Origin of the sequence: Sinomonas sp. P47F7, assembly GCF_049332655.1 — a bacterium.
Taxonomy (GTDB): domain Bacteria; phylum Actinomycetota; class Actinomycetes; order Actinomycetales; family Micrococcaceae; genus Sinomonas.
This window is the reverse complement of sequence record NZ_CP186327.1, coordinates 2,256,523-2,274,436: the sequence shown is the minus strand read 5'-3', so window position 1 is coordinate 2,274,436 and position 17,914 is coordinate 2,256,523. Positions and strand designations below refer to the sequence as shown.

Below are 17,914 nucleotides of genomic sequence, written 5' to 3'. Positions count from 1 at the left end.
GTCTGCTGGTGGCCGCTATAATCCGTCGGGGGTCTCCACGACCGGCGCGCTGGTCGGGTCGAGTTCGAGCAGCCGTGCGCTGATGAGCGCCAGGCGCGCGCGCTGCGTTGCGAGGCTCTCCCGGTAGGCCTCCGTCGCGGTCACCCATCGGCCGCTGGTCGGCGTCGCTTCCTCCTGCGCGCGGATCAGGCCCTTGAATCGGAAGATGTAGCCCTGGCAGAGGTGCGCCTCACCGTTCCAGTAGCGGATCAGATCGGCCGTGGTGAGCTTGACCTTGCCGTCGATCCAGCTCTGCACCTCTTCGGGGATGAACCGTCCCGTCACCCCGCTCGGCGCGGGTCCGTCGCTCGGCGGCGAGAGCAGGCCGGCCGGCGTGGTCTCCAATGCGTAGGCGAGGGTTGTGAGGTCGTCCACGTCCACGCGCCGCTCGCCGTTCTCGATGCGGCTCAGGGCCGTGGGCGAGATCGTGCGGCCGGCCGCCTTGATACGGGCCGAGAGTTCGCGCAGGTCGACGCCGATGCCCTGCCGGGCCCGGCGGAGGTTCGCGGCGACGTGCGCGTTCGTGTTCCCTGGCGGGTTTCCCCGCTGGCGTGCATCCATATAAGAAACATACACGATGGTACTTGACACAGCAAGCCCGTTCCTTTATGTTTACTTGACCCCCACGCGGCAGCAGGATCGGCAGGTGCGAGATGCGGACGAGTACGGTGACCATCGAGGAACTCCGTGAGTCGCGGCGCGTCGTCATCACGCGCGCCGAGGCCGCGGCCGCCCTCGGCGTCGACCCGCGGACGGTGACGATCGCGATCGAGAGCGGCAGCATCCCCTCGGTCCGGCTAGGACGGCGCGTCGTGATCCCACGGGAGAGGTTCCTGCGCTTGTTCGACCCTGATGCCGACTGACCCGTAGCCGTGATGGCCGGCCCTTCTATTTCTCGTTTAGGTGATCTAAAGTAGAAGTTCGGCACGTGGATCGGAGGCGCGATGGGTGAGTATGTCGAGCGCCAGTGGGATCCCGAGGATGCGGGCGGCCTGGGCCGGAAGGATCGTGTGCCGGGCCGCTATCTCGCGTATGTGCCCGACGAGCTCGGCGACGGCCTTCCGGCGCTCGGAGCCGAGGCTCAGGGCGCGGCCGAGGACGCCCTGGCGGTGTTGGCCCGTGCCGACGAGCGGATCGGGCCTCGGGGTAGCTTCCTGAACCATCTGCTGATCCGGTCGGAGTCCATCTCGTCATCCTGGATCGAGGGCAACCGCGTCTCCCCGAAACGCCTGGCGATCGCCGAGCTGCTGCATCAGGGCCCGCGGCAGGCGCTCGACGTGGTGGCGAACGTGCGGGCGACCGAGGCCGCGATCGCCGGCCTCGCGGACCGGGAACGGGCAATCACGACCTCGGACATCGTAGATCTTCAGCACGTGATCGAACCGCGCCTGGAGCGGGGTCTGCGGCAGGAGCAGAACTGGGTGGGCGGGCCCGGCTGGTCTCCACTGCGGGCTGCGTTCGTGCCACCTCCGGAGTCCGAGGTGCCGCGCCTGGTCGCCGACCTTGCCCGCTTCGCCACCGGCACTTCGGGGAACCCGGTGGTGCGCGCGGCGATCGTGCATGCGCAGTTCGAGACGATCCACCCGTTCATCGACGGCAACGGGCGCACCGGGCGCACCCTCATACACACCGTCCTGCGGCGGGCGGATGCGCTGCGGAACGCGCTCATCCCGATCAGCACGGTGTTCGCCGGCGACACCGACTCCTACATCGCCGGGCTCACCGACTACCGTGCCGACCCGCCGAAGGTGGACGAGTGGGTGATCGGGTTCGCGCAGGCCGCCGAGCGTGCCGCGGGCAACGCCGTCAGGCTTGCCCAGGACATCGCGGCGCTGGACGCCGATGTCCGCGATGAGCTGGTGCTGTTCCGGCGCGACCGCGGCCTGAGCCCGGCGGTCCCGCGCCGCGACGCGGTAGTCCTCCGCATCCTCGACACCCTCGCCTCCGACCCCGTGCTCACCGCCGAGTCCGTCAGCACCCGCCTGGGCGTCTCGCCGGCCGCCTCGCATCGCGCGCTCACGGAGCTTGCCGAGGCGGGCATCCTGGGTCGCGCGAGGGAGCGCGGCCGGCTCCTCTGCTGGACGGCCGACAGACACCTCGCCCTCGTCGCTCTCACTGAGCGCAGCAACCGCGTCGGCGGAGGCGACACGAAGGACCGCAGGCCGAGGCTCGGACCCGCGCGGCCCGACCGGAGCCAGTTCGGCGCCGGGAGGCCGCCGCGCCCTTCACGCCAGGATGCGCCGGGCCTGTAGGGCTAGATGCCCAGTCCGCGGTCGGACCGCATCGGTCCGCGGTCACCCGGTCGTCGGGTGAAGTCGTGCGGCTTGGCGGCGCGCGCCCGACGCTCGGCGGCAACGCGCTCGGCCGCCTCGCGCCGGGCCTGCTCCCGATCCGCGCGGGCACTGATGAGCTGCGCCGCCTCCGTGACCGGCAGGGCCTCGATGAAGGCGAGGTCGCGCCGTGCGGCCTCAGCGCGCTCGTGCCACCGCTCCACCTGCGCCAGGGCGTTGCCGGGTGACCGATGGTCGAACACCCGGCGTCGGAGGTTCGCGCGCTCCTGGACGTGCCGCGCCCCGGGCATCTGCTGATCCTCGTGCGCCTCAGTTGCTCCCGCGCGGGCGTCAACCGCGCGCGGGTCGGCCTCTCGATGGGCGACCGAGGCCGCCCATGACTCAACGCCGTCCGCCGTCTGCGGAACGCTCCCCCAGTGTCGGCTAGCGTCGACTTCCGCGCGCAGCTCCTCGGCGGTTCCTGTTGCGGGTGCGACTACCGCCTGTTGCTCCTCGGCGGTTCCTGTTGCGGGTGCGACTACCGCCTGTTGCTCCTCGGCGTCGTCCTGCTGCTTGCGCGCCTGCCGGGCGGACGCGGCGGCGGCGCGTTCCCACTTGGCCGCCTGCTGATCGGCGTGCTTGATCTGGTCGGCGAGCCGGGCGCGCTCAGTGTTGACGACCCGCACCGGCCCGTCCGTGGCGAGCCCGGAGGCCGCGGCCCACGCCCTCTGCGTGGCTTCGGCCAGTCCTCGGTCGGCCCGATCCCGCTCGAGCGCGGCTGCGAACTGCTCCCGTGCGTCCCCGAGGTCCGCGGCCACGACGTGCAGCCGGTTCACCTCCCTCCCGCGTGTGAGGCCGACATAGACCCCAGCGGCGTCGAGCCCATCCGAGAGGACCGTGTGTGACTCGGGCGCAGAAGTGCCCTGGACGCCGTAGGCTGTTGCCGCGTAGGCGAGGTGTGTATGCTCCGCGACGTACTCCGCGGGCAGGCGAACCGTCCGCCGACCCTTCCTCTCTGTCGCCGCGTCGCGCACCCACAGGCTCCCGTCGTCCGCGACCTGCCGGACGATCCAGGTCTGCCGGTTGGCCACGCCCGCCGCGGCGTCGTTCCGGCGCGTCTGGATGAGGTCGCCTCGACCGATGCTCAGTCCGTCGCTGCCCTCGACGGTGAGGGCGTCGTCGACCGTACCGGCGCGCACCCGGTCGTCTCGGATGCGGGTGTTCAGCGCTCGGGCGTCGTCGTTGGTGGCGGTGGTGATCGCCGCTCCCTCGATGCGCTCGCGGGCGATGGCCCGGCGCATGGCGTCGGCGTCCTCATGGAGCTGCACGAGTCCGAGTGCGTAGAGCCGGTCGAACAGCGCCACCGGATTGCGGGCGGAGCGCATGTCGACGGTGAGCTGCGCGTACTCGGGGTCCGCGAAGCGATGCGGACTCGTCATGTCGTACACGCGTGGCACGAGAGCGGCGGCCATGTCGAGTACGCCGCCCCTGCCGACCGCGGGGAGCTGCGCGCGGTCACCCACGAGGGCGAGCGTGGCGCTGTGCTCGTCCGCGACTGTGAGGAGTGCGAGGGCGGCGTCCTGGTCGAGCATCCCGGCCTCATCGACCACGATCCGCTCACCTCGGACCAGGCGAGCCTCGACGGCGGGACCGCGATAGGTTGCGCCCGTCTGGGGGTCGGTGTTGCCAGGCGCGAGCCGCGACCACCTTCCATCGGCGTTCCACCGGAACCCGTGCGCGTAAACGAGGGCGGCCACTGAGTCGGTAGGCACGCCGAGCTCGACCGCGGCAACGTCGGCGGCCTTCTTCGTCGGCGTCACGACCCGCACACTGCGGCCCTCGTACTCAGCAGCGTGGATCGCCGCGCCGAGCATCGTGGTCTTCCCCGCGCCGGCGGCTCCCTCGACTACCACCAGGGCCCGAGTCGATGCGACCGCAGCTGCCGCCCGCGCCTGGTCGGTGTCCAGCCCCGGCTCGGGCACGCGCCGGGTCGCGCTACTCGTGAGCTGGGTTGCGCGCGCAGCCAGCCTTTCGCGGAGTTGCGTCTCGACATCGACGACGCGCGGCGTCGTCAGGTGCGCGACATGCTCCGGATGCACCGCTTCCGGTGGCAGCACCGAGAGGCAGTCATCGGCTGCCAGGCGGGTTGTGATGGCGATGAAGCCGCGCAGCGCCTCCGGGGTGGCGCGCACCCCGGCCTCGGTAACGACGCTCGCCACGTGCTCCTGGATGTCATGCACCGTCCATGCGGACGCGACGGCTGCGCAACGGTCGAGTGCGCGCGAGGCGACCTGTTGCACGCGCATCTCGTCCATTGTGCGCGCCTGGCGGACAGCGGCGCGCGGGAGGTTCGGTGTGTAGCCGGCCTCCAGCAACTCGCGCAGCCACCCAGCCTCGGAGCCGAGCGCGCTGGGCTTCTTGTTCGGCCGCTCGTGATCCCACGCCTTCGCTCGGAGCCTGGCCGACACCACCGGGCCCGGCCCTTGGCCGGGGTGCGCCGCATCCCACTCTGCCTCGAAGACGGCGAGGTTGCGCGCCACCTGCTCGCTCCGCTTCGACATGAGCCCGTTCCACGGCACCAATTCAGCCACCTCGCCTGAGGCGGGATCGAGGGTCAGCCCGCGTGCGTCGAGCACGGCCGCAAGCTGCGGGTGCGCGGCCAGGACCGCGGTGCCCAGCTCTCGGATTGCGCCCTGCTGCCGGAACAACGCCCCCGTGTCCAGGCCGCGCCAGGCACCAGCGGCCCAGACCCGGGTGCCGATCTGGAAGTGGATGTGCCAGTGCGGATCACCCGCGCGGGAAGTCTTGTGCGACACGGCGACGGTTTCGAGCTGTTCGATCGGCACGACCTCCTGCTTCCCACGCGACCCGACCCGGGTGACAGAATGCTGGCCGAGCCAGGAGCGGACCTCCCGCGCAGCGTCGCGCTGTGCCGCATCCAGCGCCTCTGAGACCTCGGGGTGCAGGGCGGCCGCGATCGACAGCGACTTGGGGACGTTCACGACCATCTCCGCGAACCTGGGCGAACCACGCCGGCCCTCGCCGGGCAGGCGCGGCTTGCCCATCGACTCTCCTGTGAGCGGGTTGGTCCAGTCCACCCATTGCGCGTACTCGACGGCAGTGAGGCCGAGTTCCCCGATCACCTGGCCCTGGGTGTCGACGGCGGTGAATTCGGCCAGCGCGGTGCCGCCCTCCAGGTAGTACTCGTCAGCGCGCGAGCGGTCCGACTCCAGGTAACGGCGCGCATCCGCACCGCAGCCCCGGAACAGGACCACACCGCCCTTCATCATGCACCACGTTTCTTGTAGAGATATTTCGGTATCTACCAAGGTAGTATACGTCCATTCCTGAGGAACTGATCCTGCGGACGGCCAGGAGACTGTTGTGCGTGCGTCGTCGTCGCATTCCCTCTCCTCTCTCCGAGATGCGCGACTGCGAGATCAAACACCTGCGGCGAGGCTGCAGCGCGGTCGAACGAGACGGCAATAGGAACCCATACCGATGGAAAGTCTCCAGCCTCGCCCTCAACGGCGGAGGACGATGCAGGCGTCCATGCAACATGGTTGTGAGAGAACCCGCCGCACGCCTGCCGTCGACGTTCTCGAACTCGATCCGGTCATCGTCGACAGCGTCTGCTCCGAAGTGGAGCGGGCGGATCCGCTGCGCAGGTGGCCTCTTCGAAATCGACTGCACGATGACCGAAGTCGGCCCCACTTGTGCCCGCTGAGGCTGCGGGATCCCTCACCGGACGCGGGATGCCCGGGTCGACGGAGCTCGATCCGTGAGCCGGCGAACCGCTGGGACACGCTCTGAAGTCGGTCGTCCTACCGGAATGCAAACCGCGGGAGTCCCTCTGTCCTGTGGGAGCGACACGGGTCAGATCAGGCCAGTAAAGAGCAGATTGATTCCCCCGACAAAGTTGGCCATGCCGACGCTGCGGCGCCTGCTTCTAGGCCGATTCGCCAACCCAGCCCATGAGTCCTGAACAGTGACGTGTGCGCCGAATGCGGTGCGGACCGAGAACGTGGACTTACGTCTGCTCGGCGGGTGAGGGCTTGATGTTCTGGTTAGATTGGAAGACGTTGTCCGGGTCGTACATGGCCTTGATTTGGGAGAGGCGGTCGTAGCGGCTGCCGTAGGCTGCGCGGATGCGGGCTTCGCCCTCGTCGTTGTGGAGGAAGTTCACGTAGACCCCGCCTGTGGCGTGGGGCTCCATCGCCGCGAAGTACTGCCTGCACCAACCGATGTCAGGGTGGGACGGGCCTCCGGCGGGCCAGGCGGCGTTGATGTTCATGGCGTGCGCCGCGTCGCGTCCGCTGGCCGCGGAGCTGTCCTCGGGGCGTGAGGCGATGGCGCCGCCCAAGTGGAACAGCAGCGTGTAGGAGGCCGGAGAGCCCTTGGCCCACGAACGCTCCAGCAGGACTTCGACGGCGTCGTGGGTGAGGGGAGGAAGGTAGTGCGATTTCCAGTAGTAGCCCCAGTGATGGGGGACTCCGGCGTCGAACATGGCCTGGTGCTCCATGTACGGTTTGTGGCGGACCAGGTCGGCGGCAGGCGGACCGAATCCGCGCAGCGGCCGCAGCAGATCCTCGCCCTCCCTGGGGTCTCCTACGAAGAACGGGATCACCAGCAGCACCTCGGTACCCCGCAGGTGCTCCGGCACCCAGTCCAGCGGGGGAGCCGTCCGGAGGGTCAGGTAGACGGAGAGCTCGTCCGGGGCGCCGGCGATGAATTCGCGGTAGAAGGCGAGGACCTCCCGTGCCTGGTCTGCGCGGAACAGGATGGGTCCTGCCAGGACGTGGGTGCCGAGGCGGTGGGTCTGGAAGCGGAATTCGGTCACGATGCCGAAGTTGCCGCCCCCGCCCCGGACCGCCCAGAAGAGATCGGGGTTTTCCTGCTCAGATGCCTGGACTCGGCTGCCGTCGGCCAAGAGCATTCTGACGGAGAGCAGATTGTCCGAAGTCAGCCCCCACCGTCGGCTCAGCCAGCCGAAGCCGCCGCCCAAGGTCAGGCCGGCCACGCCCGTGTGGGTGACGATTCCTCCGGGCACGGCCAGGCCGTGCTTCTGGGTCGCGTCGTCCACCTCGCCCCACAATGCCCCGGGTTGGACGCGGACGCTCATGCTGTCCGGGTCGACAATAACGCCTCTCAGGGCGGAGAAGTCGATGACGACGCCGCCCTCGGCCAGCGCGGAGCCGGAGACGTTGTGGCCGCCTCCGCGCACCGAGAGCGGAAGCTTCCGGCTCAGTGCGTATTTCAGCGCGGCGGACGCATCCTGTTCGTCGAGGCAGCGTGCTACCAGGGCCGGGTGCCGATCGATCGCTCCGTTCCAGATCCGACGCGACGCGGGATACCCCTCGTCCCCGGGCCGCATCAATTCACCCTGAAAGCTCGGTACGTCATGGCTCATGACGGCATGATCAAAGGAAACGCCGGGCCTGGCAAGATGTGGCCCTTTCGAGTTGGACCGCGGGCCGGAGAGACCCTCGGCGAGCTCTCCCTCGCCGTCCACGCTGGGCTGAGGCCTCGGACCCAGACGGCGCGGTCCACGCCTACCCAACCCACAGCGATGCCCTCTGGGCGGCCGCCATCCAAGCGCATCTGGCGACCGGGACGCCTCGGTGCCGCGGGCCGTCGCCCGCCTCCTCCTACGCCTGCGGCGGGCCGGCCGTTCCCGGTGAGCCCCTGTTGGCAAGCCTCCTTTGGTTCTGTGCACTGGTTCACAGAACACCTCGCACGGGATCCGTAGCTTCGAGGTTGTCGGAACCTCCACCAGCGGAAAGGCAGCCACCATGTCAGCTTCAACGCCCGCCTCGCACGCGGGAACAGTCTCTTCGCCCTGGGCCCGACGCGCGGTCGCCGGCGTGCTCGGCGGCTTGGCCGGAGGGATTGTCTTCGGCGTCCTCATGGTCATGATGGGCATGTTCACTACGATCGCCGTGATGGTCGGCTCGAACTCGCCATGGGTCGGAGCCGGGATCCACCTGATGATCTCGATCGTCTACGGCCTGGTCCTGACCCTGTTCTTCTCCCGCTTCCTGCACTCCTGGGGCCGGGGCAGCCTCGCCGGGATCGTCTACGGGGTCATCCTGTGGGTCATCGGGCCGCTGCTGGTCATGCCATTGATGCTGGGCATGCCAGTGTTCGGCTTCAGCGTCACGGTCATGCTGTCCCTTATGGGGCACATGATTTACGGCCTGCTCCTGGCCCTGGTCGCCCTCCGGATGCTCAAGACGGCCAAGGCCTGAACGCCGGGGATGGAGGAAGGGCCGGGCATGAACGACGAATGTCGGACGGAGATCTGGGCCGAGGCTGCCAAGCCCCGGCCCTGGTCCCCCGAGGCGCGCGAGCCCGACCCGCTGGGCGCCCTCGCGGGCGGCGGCGCGTTCGCGTGCCTGAACGAGGTGGACTTGTTTGCGGACCTCTCCGCGGCGGAACTCCATGAGATGGACCTCATGGCCCCCGCGAAGCTGTTCCACCGCGGCGAGCTGCTCTACAGCCAGGCCCAGCCGGTCAAGGCCTTGTTCATCCTCAAGACCGGGCGGGTGCGCGTCTTCCGGGTGGCCGCGGACGGCAAGGCCCTGACCCTGGCGATCCTCGAACCCGGCGCCGTGTTCGGCGAGATGGTCCTGGTCGGCCAGCGGATGTACGACAGCTACGCCGAGGCCATTGAGGACTCCATGGTCTGCCAGCTCGGTGTGGCCGACGTCGAGCACTTCCTGCTCTCCGACCCGCGCATCGCCGTGCGCATCTCGCGGCTGCTGGGGGAACGCGTCGCCGAGCTCGAGGGACGCCTGTCCGACCTGGCGCTGCGTCCCCTGCCGGCCCGGGTCGCCTCGACGCTCCTGAGCGTGGCCGAATCATCCCCGGCGCCGAGGTTCGGCCGCGCTGCTCCCACTGTCCGGCTCACCCACGAACAGGTCGCCGGGCTCCTGGGCGCCACCCGTGAGGCCACCAGCAAGATCCTCTCCGACTTCGCCTCCCGCGGGCTCATCCGGCAGGGCCGCGGCCGGATCACCCTCCAGGACCCGGCCAGGCTGCGGGCCATCGCCCGCGGCACCCCCTGAGAGGAGAGCCGGTGACTCCGCGATGCGAGGTGGGTCTCGCTTAGGCTGCCAGAGTGGTCTCGGCTTGAGTTGACACAATTGAAGACCCTCCCGGCCGCGACACCGCAAGGCCTAGCCGTCTTGGACCCGGCCAACGCCGAGGACGAGGACTCGATCGTCGTCACCCAGGCGACCGCGGCGAAGTACGGGCGCAAGAGCATCGCCAACCTCGGCAAGGTCTGCGGCCAGATCCCGCTCGGCATGCCGCCCGAGGCAAAGGAACGCGCCGAGGGCCTCCCGGGGCTCAAGGACATGTACGGCTGCGTGCCCAGGGAGTTCGTCCCGCTGAGCAATGAGGGCGGTCCCGTGACGGTCAAGGCCCTCCTCGACGGCCAGATCCAAGCCGCCGACGTCTTCACGACCTCGCTGCTCATCCCGAAGAACCACCTCGTCGTCATCGACGATCCGTCGAGCAACTTCGCCGCCCAGCAGGTCGTGCCGCTTGTCCGCGCGGACCGTGTGAGCGGCAAGGCCAAGAACGTTCTGGACAAGGTCCAGGCGGCTCTGACCACCGACGATCTGCTCAAGCTTGTGAACCGCGGCGCTAAATGTCGCGATTCTGTGATCGCTAAGTGGCGGTCGGAGCGCCCGATTGGGGATCTCTAAGCGGACAGTGCGCGGCTCGTGGTCCTCACCGGCCGCCTGTCATGTCTGGGGGTCGCATCGGCGCCGCCTTCCAGGATCGCCCTGCACTTCCCCCTCAAAGCTTTCGTGGGAAACCCTGATTGCATGGCGACAGACTGAAGCCACTCATCCGAGGACTCAGCGTCACTTCATTGGATCGAGGGGACTGTCCTCCGGTGTCGCTGTTCCTTGGTCGGGGGCAGTCGTATCTCGAGGTGGTGCCCTACCGCGTTGGCGTAGCGCTCTAGCCTGTTGGGCTCGACGTTGCCACGGGCGCCGGATGTGGCTGTCGGGCCGAGTGCAGCTTCTGAAGGCGCCAGCAGCTATGGGCGCCGATCACGGGCGCGGCACCGATCCTGCGCGCTGCTGGGGTCCTGCTTCAGGAGACGGCGGACTCGGTCACGACTGGGAGATGCTTCGCGGGGGTGGCGGCGGCCAGTGCTGGCTTCGGCGTGTTCTTGCGGGAAAGCCAGCTGATCAGCGGAGGGGTCAGGAGCATGACGATGAAGAGGCGGATGCTCTGGACGGTCGAGATGGCCGGGAGGTTGGCGTCCAGGGACGCGGCGGTGGCCAGTACGGCGTTGATCCCGCCCGGGGTGGTCGCGAGGTAGGCATCCAGGAGTGGAAGGCCCAGCGCTGCCGAGAATGCCCAGGCCAGGCCCCCGCACGCGAAGCAGACGGCCACGGTCCACAGCAGCACGTGGGGGAACAGCCTGCCGATGCTGCGCACGGAGGCCCAGGTGAATCTGAGGCCCACTTCGAGTCCGACGAGGACGAAGAGGATGCTGCGCAGTACCCCGTCGGGCGCGAAGCCCTGGGCGGTGCCGGTGAAGACGAACAGCGCCGTGATCACCATCGGCCCCAGCAGCGCCGGGGCCGGCATCGAGATATGCCGTCCCGCCTTGACGCCGAGGATGCAGACGGCGGCAAGCATGAGCACGCCCGCGAGCTGATGCGTGTTCTGGGACAGGTGGACGATTTGATGGGGATCGTCCCACAGCGGGGTGCCCCCGGTCCCGGTGTTGCCCCCGGTGGCGGGGTGCATGGCGAAGGCCACGAGGGGTGCCGTGAACGCCACGAGCGCGACCCGGAAGTACTGCGAGAAGGCCACGAGGCGGGAGTCGGCGCCGAGGTCATCGGCGGCGGCGACGACGGCCGCGGAGCCTCCGGGCACGAGGCTCAGTGCGCCATCGGCAAGACCTGTCCGGCCCCATCTGGCCAGGAGGGACCCCGCTGCGAGGCACAGGCCGATCGTCAGGACGGTCGCCGCGGTCATGGGCAGGGCCGCCGGACCTGCTGACTGCAGGGAGGCCGGTGTGATGTAGCTGCCCATGAGCACCCCGATGCCGGCCTGGGAGGCCACGGCCGCCGGCTTGGGCAGCTGCTGCTTCACGGCCCCCGAGAGGGAGGCAGCGGCCCCGACCAGGAGAGCCAGCAGCAGATGGGGCGCCGGGAGGCCGATGAGCGAACCGGCCTCGCCGAGGGCGAAGGCCACTCCTCCCAGCGCCAGCCACACGGCCGCAGAGCCCACACGGGATCGGGCGAGTGTTCCGGCGAGCAGCCGACGTGCCGTTCCCGTTCCGGCGCGGTCGGTGACAACGTGCGTCCTTGGGCTGAACATTGGCTTCCTCCGGGTGTCGCTGGAGCGGCGCCATTGCCTGGGACCTGAATGACCTTCCGGGATCCACCTGACAGACAGGGGAACCGAGGGACAATTCCAGCTGCCGTCCGGGTGAAGGCTCAGACAGTGAAGTGGACCCACCTCTCCACCCCGGGATGGCGGGCACGGTGCGGGGTGCTGGGCAAACTCGCTGCTGGGACTTGGCCAAGCGATCCCAAGGAAGACCAGCAGTGCCCGCTCCACCTCTGCCTGCTGGGTCGGGGCGAGCCCGCCGATGCGGGACTGGACGCCGGAGCAGGGCACGGTTGTGAGCTTGTCGATCATGGCCTGGCTCTCGCAGTGGAGCCCGGACAGTTCCGCGTTGGTGCGTGGGTGATCGCGGCTCAGGGCCTGAGGAAGTCGACGATTGCGGCGTTCGCCGCGGCCGGATTCTGGACGTGCATGACGTGGCTCGCGTCCGGGATGTCGACGATTCGGCTGTGGGGAAGCAGCTCGTCGAGCCGCTTCGCGAGCAGGCGCAGGACGGCTGGGCTGGTGGAGCCGGTCATCACGAGGGTCGGGTGGGTCACGCTTGCGACGTCCTGTTCGGAGAGCGGCTCGAATCCGCCGTCTGCGATCGCCTGGGCGACGTGGGTGCCCGCATTCGCGTACATGTGTGCCCTGAAGTCCGCTGGCGCTGCGGCGTATTCGGCGGCCCCGAGCACCGCGCGCGCGAACGTGTCGATGCTCGGCCGAATCTGGCCGGCCTTGACCAGCTTCTGCACCGGTCCCAGCCCGGTGGCCGCGAACTTCATGGTCGCCAGCGTTGTCCGGGGACGGCGTACGAGGGATCCGAGGATGTGGGCCGGCGAAGGAGGAGCACCGGTGATCAGCGGGATGAGGGGCGGCTCCTGCAGCACGATACTCCGGACGACCTCGGGATGCTGGATTGCGAGTCGGAGGCAGATGAAGGCGCCCCACGAGTTCCCGACAAGGTGTGCTGGCGCCGCGTCCAGGGTCAGGAGCAGCCGGTGGAGGTCGTCGACGTGGGGCTGCATGTAGTCTTTGGCCCCCTCGTCGATATCGACGTTCGGCCAGGCGTAGCGCCGGCTGTAGGCGATCGCCCGGAAGTGCTCCCCGACGGCGTCGATCGTGGGATCCCACACGGTGAGGTCGCTGATCCCGCCATGGACGAAGACGACGGGGGTGCCTGTGCCCCTTTCCCTGTAGGCGAACTCGTAACCGTCGACAATGACGCGCTTCAGGTCGGGCGGAACCGGCAGGTCGCGCTCGATCGATGAGTCGGCTTTCTCCATGAGCTCAGTATGATCGCGGGTGCCCCTGGTCGGCGGCTGGATCGATTACGAACTCCTTAACATCGCCCGACGAGCTCCTGACGTCGGGCGTACTGGCTCGCCGCCGGCGGCTCGGGTCTTCAACGGGTGCACGCGACGTGGAACTCGATGACCTCGCACGGGTAGCCGAAGCGGCCGATGATCACCACCAAAGGGGCAGACGAGTCGCGTGCGGCCACTCGCGGTGGTTGTCGCAGATGGCGGTTTCCGCCTATCAACAAATACTCCCTTGCTGATCGCAGCATCACTCCCACCAACCACGCATCAATTTTGGCTCTGAACCTGAATATCTGATTTGTTCTCAATGACCTTTACGGTCTTTCGAGTAATTGAGAAACGAATGGGGCGGTGGACCATGACGACCGACGGCTATACCCGTGTCAGCACGTCAGACCAGGACCCCCAGCTTCAGACGGACGCCTTGGCGCAGGCCTGCGTCGAGACGGACCGCCGGAAGCGGTTCTACGTGGACCGCGGCGGAGCGGAAGCGTGCCGGCCCGGGAGCGCACCCAGCTCTCAGCCCGGCCTCGACCGGGTCGAGGCCGGGGACAAGCTTATCGTCTGGAAGCTGGACCGTCTGGGCAGGAACGCGCCGGACGTGCTGTCGGTGCTCGAGGAACTGACGGCCAAGGGAGTCCAGTTCGAAAGCGTCACGGAAAAGCTGGATACCTCTGGCCCGATGGGCCGGGTGACGGTGACCATCCTGGCCGCGTTCGCCCTGCTCGAGCGTGACCTGATCCGCGAATGGACCGTGGCCGGGCTCACCCCAGCGAGGGCCAAGGGCAAGCTCGTCTGCCGATCAGTGGGTTCGAGTAGCGTCATATCGACGTCGTAGCGCTGGAAGTACGTGCGCACCGGAATCATCGTCTTGTAGACGAAGATCGGGTTGGCGCTCTCGGCCAGGACCACGCCGTCGTACTCGACCCGGACCTGCTGGGAGCCGAGCCGGGCATCGACTCACGGTGGAATGGATCGCGAGGGTGGCCCTCGACGCCCTCCTCGTCCTCCCACCACCGGTCGAACGCGTCATAGTCGAGCAGGAGGTACTCCGAGAGCCCCGGATCGTCGGGCCGGAAGGCGGCCTCCGCGAGCTCGAGCCCGGGCGCACTGATCGTGAAGTCCTGGCCCGCACCTTGACGTCGGCCGAACGCCGAAGGCGGGTCGTGGGGCGTGGCCCCGGCGGGCACGAGTTCCGCCACGATGTCCGCAGACGGCACCGCGCACGCCGGGATGTCACCCTTTGCCTCCTACACGAGGACCGCGCGCCGGGAGTCCAAGAGGATCCGGCCGAACGCCTCACCGCGGATCCTCGCGGCGGTCGGCTCGTAGCGCAGCTCGTTGCGGAGCCTGCGCATCTCGCTCTGCATTCGAAGCGCTATGACTGTCAGTCCTTTGGGCCCCCGCGCCAGTCTTGGGACTCAGGCGGTCAGCGGCTCGGCTGCGGCGATGTCGAGCTCGGTGTGATTCTTCTATGTCCCGTCAAGCTGGGAGGCGAGCCCATGCCGGTATCAAATGACTGGCGTTGGTTCTCAGGTGCTGATGACGAGCTTCGGGGGTCGCGGTCACCTAAAGGCTGTGTGGGTGGAGGTCCGAGAGCGTCATCGATGAGATCCAGAACCGCCCCCGTCGGTGGGCGACGAACTGAATTGGGTCATGACCGAACAGGGCCCTGAGTGCAGACGCGCCCTCGACACAGCCGGGGAGGTCCTGGGGTTCAGCCTCGCGCCGTTCGTCGATCCTCAGCCCGCGGAGCCGGCGAATGCCTACGACTTCACCAGGATCGCAACCGAGCACGCGTTCAACGACGCATGGACGCGCGCCGAGCTCCTCGACCGGCGCACGCGCGCACTCATCTCGGTGGCTATCACCGCGTGCCTCGGCATCCTCGAGCCGCTGCGCGGCCAGCTGCGCATCGCGCTGAACAACGGCGTGACCGAGGAAGAGATCGTCGAGGCGTTCATCCAGATGGCCATCTACGCGGGCGTGGCCCGCGCATTCGACAGCTACGCCATCGCACGCGAAGTCTTCGCAGAACTCACGCCCTGATCTGCCTCACGGGCTAGCTCGTTGCGGCGGTTTGCAGGCCGCCGTAGCGTCTAACCGAAAAATGAACGATACGGATCCGCCAGCGTGGGTCGGGTTCACATTTGCGCGTCGATTCGGTCGGCTCTGGATTCATGAACGTGCCCGACACCTGCCCGTGGGCGCGCGGCTCATGGCATTCGAAGGATGGTTGGCCCTTTCACCTGCGGGTGGTCGTCCAAGAGACATCGTGAACGTCGGAGACGATGTAGTCGGGGAAGTCGACGTAGAGTCCTAGCTCGTAGTCGCCGTCTGTGGCGTCGCTGGCGGCCGCGTCGAAGATCTCGTAGTAGTTGATCTCCCCACTGAAGTGGGTGGCGTCGATGGTGGCGAGTGTCGGGTACCCCGGAATGGGAATCTTCGGCGATTCTGCATCCCCGGCCCCCGGCCCGTGACCGGTCCTGCCGACACTGAACCTTCCCTGCGGATAGTCGATGTAGCCGCCGGGAGCGGCGATCGCCGAAGGGTCGAGCATCACCGCCGAGACGGGTATCGCGAGGTAGGCGCCGTACTTCGGGGGCGGAAGGCCTGCAGTTCGGGCCGCCTCGGTGACGTCGACCGGTGCGTGGACGGTGATCCGGAGCACGTCCCTGCCGGTGACTTTCGACTGGAGCTCAAGAGGGGTCCCGTACGGGTGGGGCTGGAGGCTCTGGGCGAGGTCGCGGACATAGAGCCCGTCACTGGCAGCACCCCAGTAGGCCGACCCGAAGCGGGCGCCGTGGACGAGTGTCCACACGTACACGCCACGAGTGGGGTCCTGTGGCGGGACGTCGAGGATCTCGAAATAGTGGACCGATCCGTCGGAGCCCACGGTCGCCTGGGCCCGACGGGGGTAGCCGGGCACGGAGATCACTGGGTGGTAGACATCGGTCCCGGGCTCGAAGATCCCACGGGCCGGATCCCAGTATGTGCTCGTGTACCAGGAGGTGTCCCGTTCCCGCCACCCTCCGTCGAACATGCTGGCCCTGCTGTGCCGGTCTGCAAGGGCCTTGGGGTCGAGTTCGCGTGCCGTGATCGGGATGGCGATGTAGGCGCCGTTCCTGGGTTTTGGTGCGGACGCTGCAAGCGCTGCCGCGGTAATGTCGATCGGACCGCCGGGGGTGACGTCCAGGATGTCCCGCCCGCCCTCGGCTGCCTGCAGCGTGAGCGGTGTTCCGAAGGGCAGCGGCTGCTGTACTGACAGGTGCCTGTCTGCTGTTGTCTTCGCGTACAGTTCCGACGGGTCGAGCGTGGTGTGCGCCCGAAGGCTTGACACCAGGGTCGCGAAGAGTGCCAGGACTGCGAGGACCCCGATCATGGCGACTGCCGCGGCATCGCGGCCAGGACGCCGGAAAGCCGCGATGGAACCGGTCACCGCTGCTCCAAAGACGCCAACAAGAGTGGCACCGACGACAGGTCCCTCAGCTGCGTTCGGCCAGACCGGGACCTCCTGCCAAGCAGGCAGATTCAGGACAACGATGCCGAGGCATCCCAAGACCGCAAACGCAATCGACACCCAAGCGAGGGGCGACAGCGACCGCGCTCTAGTCAGGCTCCCAGCGATGTCAGCTGCGTTGCCGTCAGCTTCAGAATCAGAGTGATCCAGCACCGCCACCAGATACCGCCTCCCCGGGAGCCGCAGCCTGCGCTGCTCCATTGGGAGACATCATCGCACCGCGGGCATGGTCCATTTGTAACGCAGCACCCGCGCCGTGGGAACTCGCTGCAACAGTCGGCACGATCAAGTCCGTCAGGCTGCGACGGCGGCCGTGCGGCCGTGGAGTGCGTTGAGGGTGCGGTAGAGGTGGCGTGCGAGGTATCTCTTGAGGCAGCGGCTGATCTCGCGTGAGGTCTTCCCTTCTGCTTTCCTTCGTTCGACATATGCCCGAGTCTCGGGGTCGTGGACCATCCGCGAGAAGGCGGCCATGTGCAATGCCTGGTTAAGTCGCCTGTCGCCTCCCCGGTTGAGCCGGTAACGGACGGTGTTGCCCGAGGAAGCCGGGATGGGGCTGACTCTGGCAAGGGCGGCGAACGCCTCGGAACGGACCCTGCCGGGGTGTGACCAGGCGGTGACGACGACCGCGGCGGTGACGGGGCCGATGCCCGTCTTCTCCAGAAGCGGCGCGGCAGGGCTGTTCTGGACGAGTTCGGCCGTGCGGGCGTTGTCCTCCTTGAGTTCCTCGTCGATGACCGCGATGCGCTTGGCGACCCGCACGGCCTCCGTGCGGGCGGTGGCCGAAGCGAGATCTCCATCGCGGGACCGCCAGCGCGAGATCTCGGTGATCTGCGAGCCGCCGAGCGGCCGGCGGGCGTCGACGCCGAGATCGACAGTGCGGACCAGGGCAGTCAGGGAGTTGACCTTCGCGGTCCGCTCAGCTGTCATCTGCTCGCGCGCGCACACCAGCACGCAGGGCGGACCCCCTCGTACTGCCGTGGCACGCGGAGCTTGGTGGGATCCTGTGAGAGCGCGATCGCCGCCGCGTCCAGCGCGTCGGACTTCCCTGTGGCCCGACGTGTGCGTGGGTACCTTCGGGGCCTCGACGGCCTCGTAGCCGGCCTTCATGACCTCGTTGGCGAGCTAGGCTCCATAGCTTCCGATCCCCTCGATTACCCAACGAGCGGCGAGGTTGCCGCCCGGGCAGCATCCTGCCCAGTCCACGGCTCTGCGCATGCCTGCGGCTGAGGCCGGGAACTGCTCGCAGCCGAGTTGCTCACCGGTCGATGCGACGAGGATGACGAGAGTGTGGGTGCGGGCGTGGGTGTCCACGCCGATGACGTACGGGCGGGACCGGGCGACTGTGGTCATCGCTCCCAAGGTTCCTTTCTCCAATGCGGGCGATCATTCCGGTCGCGGCACTG

General features: G+C 68.3%; 13 protein-coding genes and 2 pseudogenes. 7 read left to right on the top strand and 8 right to left on the bottom strand.

Annotated elements, in window-relative coordinates; genetic code table 11:
* Positions 1-15: 15 nt before the first annotated feature.
* Positions 16-600, bottom strand: coding sequence for a helix-turn-helix domain-containing protein (locus ACOKR1_RS10630; RefSeq protein WP_422933059.1), 585 nt, complete (start codon positions 598-600; stop codon positions 16-18).
* Between the two features lie 92 nt (positions 601-692).
* Between ACOKR1_RS10630 and ACOKR1_RS10625 the strand changes: the two genes are divergently transcribed.
* Both ACOKR1_RS10625 and ACOKR1_RS10620 read left to right on the top strand, forming a co-directional pair.
* The gene (locus ACOKR1_RS10625) at positions 693-902 is read left to right on the top strand and encodes a helix-turn-helix domain-containing protein (RefSeq protein ID WP_422933058.1); all 210 of its coding nucleotides are present in this window, start codon (positions 693-695) and stop codon (positions 900-902) included.
* An 81-nt stretch (positions 903-983) separates the two neighbouring features.
* Positions 984-2,291, top strand: a complete 1,308-nt coding sequence (locus ACOKR1_RS10620) for a Fic family protein (protein WP_422933057.1) — start codon at positions 984-986, stop codon at positions 2,289-2,291.
* A 2-nt stretch (positions 2,292-2,293) separates the two neighbouring features.
* Here ACOKR1_RS10620 and mobF read toward each other — a convergent pair whose 3' ends face one another.
* Both mobF and ACOKR1_RS10610 read right to left on the bottom strand, forming a co-directional pair.
* Positions 2,294-5,599, bottom strand: coding sequence for a MobF family relaxase (gene mobF / locus ACOKR1_RS10615; protein ID WP_422933056.1), 3,306 nt, complete (start codon positions 5,597-5,599; stop codon positions 2,294-2,296).
* Positions 5,600-6,339: 740 nt separating this feature from the next.
* On the bottom strand, positions 6,340-7,719 hold the full coding sequence (locus ACOKR1_RS10610) for an FAD-binding oxidoreductase (protein ID WP_422933055.1): 1,380 nt from the start codon (positions 7,717-7,719) through the stop codon (positions 6,340-6,342).
* A 382-nt stretch (positions 7,720-8,101) separates the two neighbouring features.
* On the opposite strand from ACOKR1_RS10610, the gene ACOKR1_RS10605 reads away from it, so the two are divergent.
* The 3 genes from ACOKR1_RS10605 to ACOKR1_RS10595 all read left to right on the top strand — a co-directional run bounded on the left by ACOKR1_RS10605 (position 8,102) and on the right by ACOKR1_RS10595 (position 10,021).
* Positions 8,102-8,557: a hypothetical protein gene (locus tag ACOKR1_RS10605; RefSeq protein WP_422933054.1), complete on the top strand. Its 456-nt coding sequence runs from the start codon at positions 8,102-8,104 to the stop codon at positions 8,555-8,557.
* Positions 8,558-8,584: 27 nt separating this feature from the next.
* Entirely contained in the window at positions 8,585-9,376 is a 792-nt protein-coding gene (locus ACOKR1_RS10600) for a Crp/Fnr family transcriptional regulator (protein WP_422933053.1), read from the top strand.
* A gap of 69 nt (positions 9,377-9,445) precedes the next feature.
* Positions 9,446-10,021 carry an ABC transporter substrate-binding protein gene (locus ACOKR1_RS10595; protein ID WP_422933052.1) on the top strand — a complete coding sequence of 192 codons (576 nt, stop codon included), beginning with the start codon at positions 9,446-9,448 and terminating at the stop codon, positions 10,019-10,021.
* A gap of 397 nt (positions 10,022-10,418) precedes the next feature.
* Here the strand turns inward: ACOKR1_RS10595 and ACOKR1_RS10590 are convergent, their stop codons facing one another.
* Both ACOKR1_RS10590 and ACOKR1_RS10585 read right to left on the bottom strand, forming a co-directional pair.
* A complete protein-coding gene (locus ACOKR1_RS10590) occupies positions 10,419-11,660 on the bottom strand; it encodes an AbrB family transcriptional regulator (RefSeq protein WP_422933051.1) in 1,242 nt (413 codons plus the stop codon).
* A gap of 383 nt (positions 11,661-12,043) precedes the next feature.
* Complete coding sequence (locus ACOKR1_RS10585; RefSeq protein ID WP_422933050.1) at positions 12,044-12,955, bottom strand: alpha/beta fold hydrolase; 912 nt, start codon at positions 12,953-12,955, stop codon at positions 12,044-12,046.
* A gap of 394 nt (positions 12,956-13,349) precedes the next feature.
* Between ACOKR1_RS10585 and ACOKR1_RS10580 the strand changes: the two genes are divergently transcribed.
* Positions 13,350-13,829: a recombinase family protein gene (locus tag ACOKR1_RS10580; RefSeq protein WP_422933049.1), complete on the top strand. Its 480-nt coding sequence runs from the start codon at positions 13,350-13,352 to the stop codon at positions 13,827-13,829.
* A gap of 11 nt (positions 13,830-13,840) precedes the next feature.
* Here ACOKR1_RS10580 and ACOKR1_RS10575 read toward each other — a convergent pair.
* Positions 13,841-13,903: pseudogene (locus ACOKR1_RS10575) on the bottom strand (hypothetical protein); the annotation flags it as partial.
* A 744-nt stretch (positions 13,904-14,647) separates the two neighbouring features.
* On the opposite strand from ACOKR1_RS10575, the gene ACOKR1_RS10570 reads away from it, so the two are divergent.
* A complete protein-coding gene (locus ACOKR1_RS10570; RefSeq protein ID WP_422933048.1) occupies positions 14,648-15,040 on the top strand; it encodes a carboxymuconolactone decarboxylase family protein in 393 nt (130 codons plus the stop codon).
* A 196-nt stretch (positions 15,041-15,236) separates the two neighbouring features.
* Here ACOKR1_RS10570 and ACOKR1_RS10565 read toward each other — a convergent pair whose 3' ends face one another.
* Positions 15,237-16,712, bottom strand: a complete 1,476-nt coding sequence (locus ACOKR1_RS10565) for a hypothetical protein (RefSeq protein ID WP_422933047.1) — start codon at positions 16,710-16,712, stop codon at positions 15,237-15,239.
* Between the two features lie 93 nt (positions 16,713-16,805).
* Positions 16,806-17,861 (bottom strand): annotated as a pseudogene (locus tag ACOKR1_RS10560) (IS110 family transposase).
* Between the last annotated feature and the right edge of the window lie 53 nt (positions 17,862-17,914).

Coding starts and splice junctions, on each gene's coding strand:
- ACOKR1_RS10605 (WP_422933054.1), top strand. CDS start 8,102: ATGTCAGCTTCAACGCCCGCCTCGCACGCGGGAACAGTCTCTTCGCCC.
- ACOKR1_RS10590 (WP_422933051.1), bottom strand. CDS start 11,660: ATGTTCAGCCCAAGGACGCACGTTGTCACCGACCGCGCCGGAACGGGA.
- ACOKR1_RS10630 (WP_422933059.1), bottom strand. CDS start 600: ATGGATGCACGCCAGCGGGGAAACCCGCCAGGGAACACGAACGCGCAC.
- ACOKR1_RS10625 (WP_422933058.1), top strand. CDS start 693: ATGCGGACGAGTACGGTGACCATCGAGGAACTCCGTGAGTCGCGGCGC.
- ACOKR1_RS10585 (WP_422933050.1), bottom strand. CDS start 12,955: ATGGAGAAAGCCGACTCATCGATCGAGCGCGACCTGCCGGTTCCGCCC.
- ACOKR1_RS10610 (WP_422933055.1), bottom strand. CDS start 7,719: ATGAGCCATGACGTACCGAGCTTTCAGGGTGAATTGATGCGGCCCGGG.
- ACOKR1_RS10580 (WP_422933049.1), top strand. CDS start 13,350: ATGACGACCGACGGCTATACCCGTGTCAGCACGTCAGACCAGGACCCC.
- mobF (WP_422933056.1), bottom strand. CDS start 5,599: ATGATGAAGGGCGGTGTGGTCCTGTTCCGGGGCTGCGGTGCGGATGCG.
- ACOKR1_RS10600 (WP_422933053.1), top strand. CDS start 8,585: ATGAACGACGAATGTCGGACGGAGATCTGGGCCGAGGCTGCCAAGCCC.
- ACOKR1_RS10570 (WP_422933048.1), top strand. CDS start 14,648: ATGACCGAACAGGGCCCTGAGTGCAGACGCGCCCTCGACACAGCCGGG.
- ACOKR1_RS10620 (WP_422933057.1), top strand. CDS start 984: ATGGGTGAGTATGTCGAGCGCCAGTGGGATCCCGAGGATGCGGGCGGC.
- ACOKR1_RS10565 (WP_422933047.1), bottom strand. CDS start 16,712: ATGGAGCAGCGCAGGCTGCGGCTCCCGGGGAGGCGGTATCTGGTGGCG.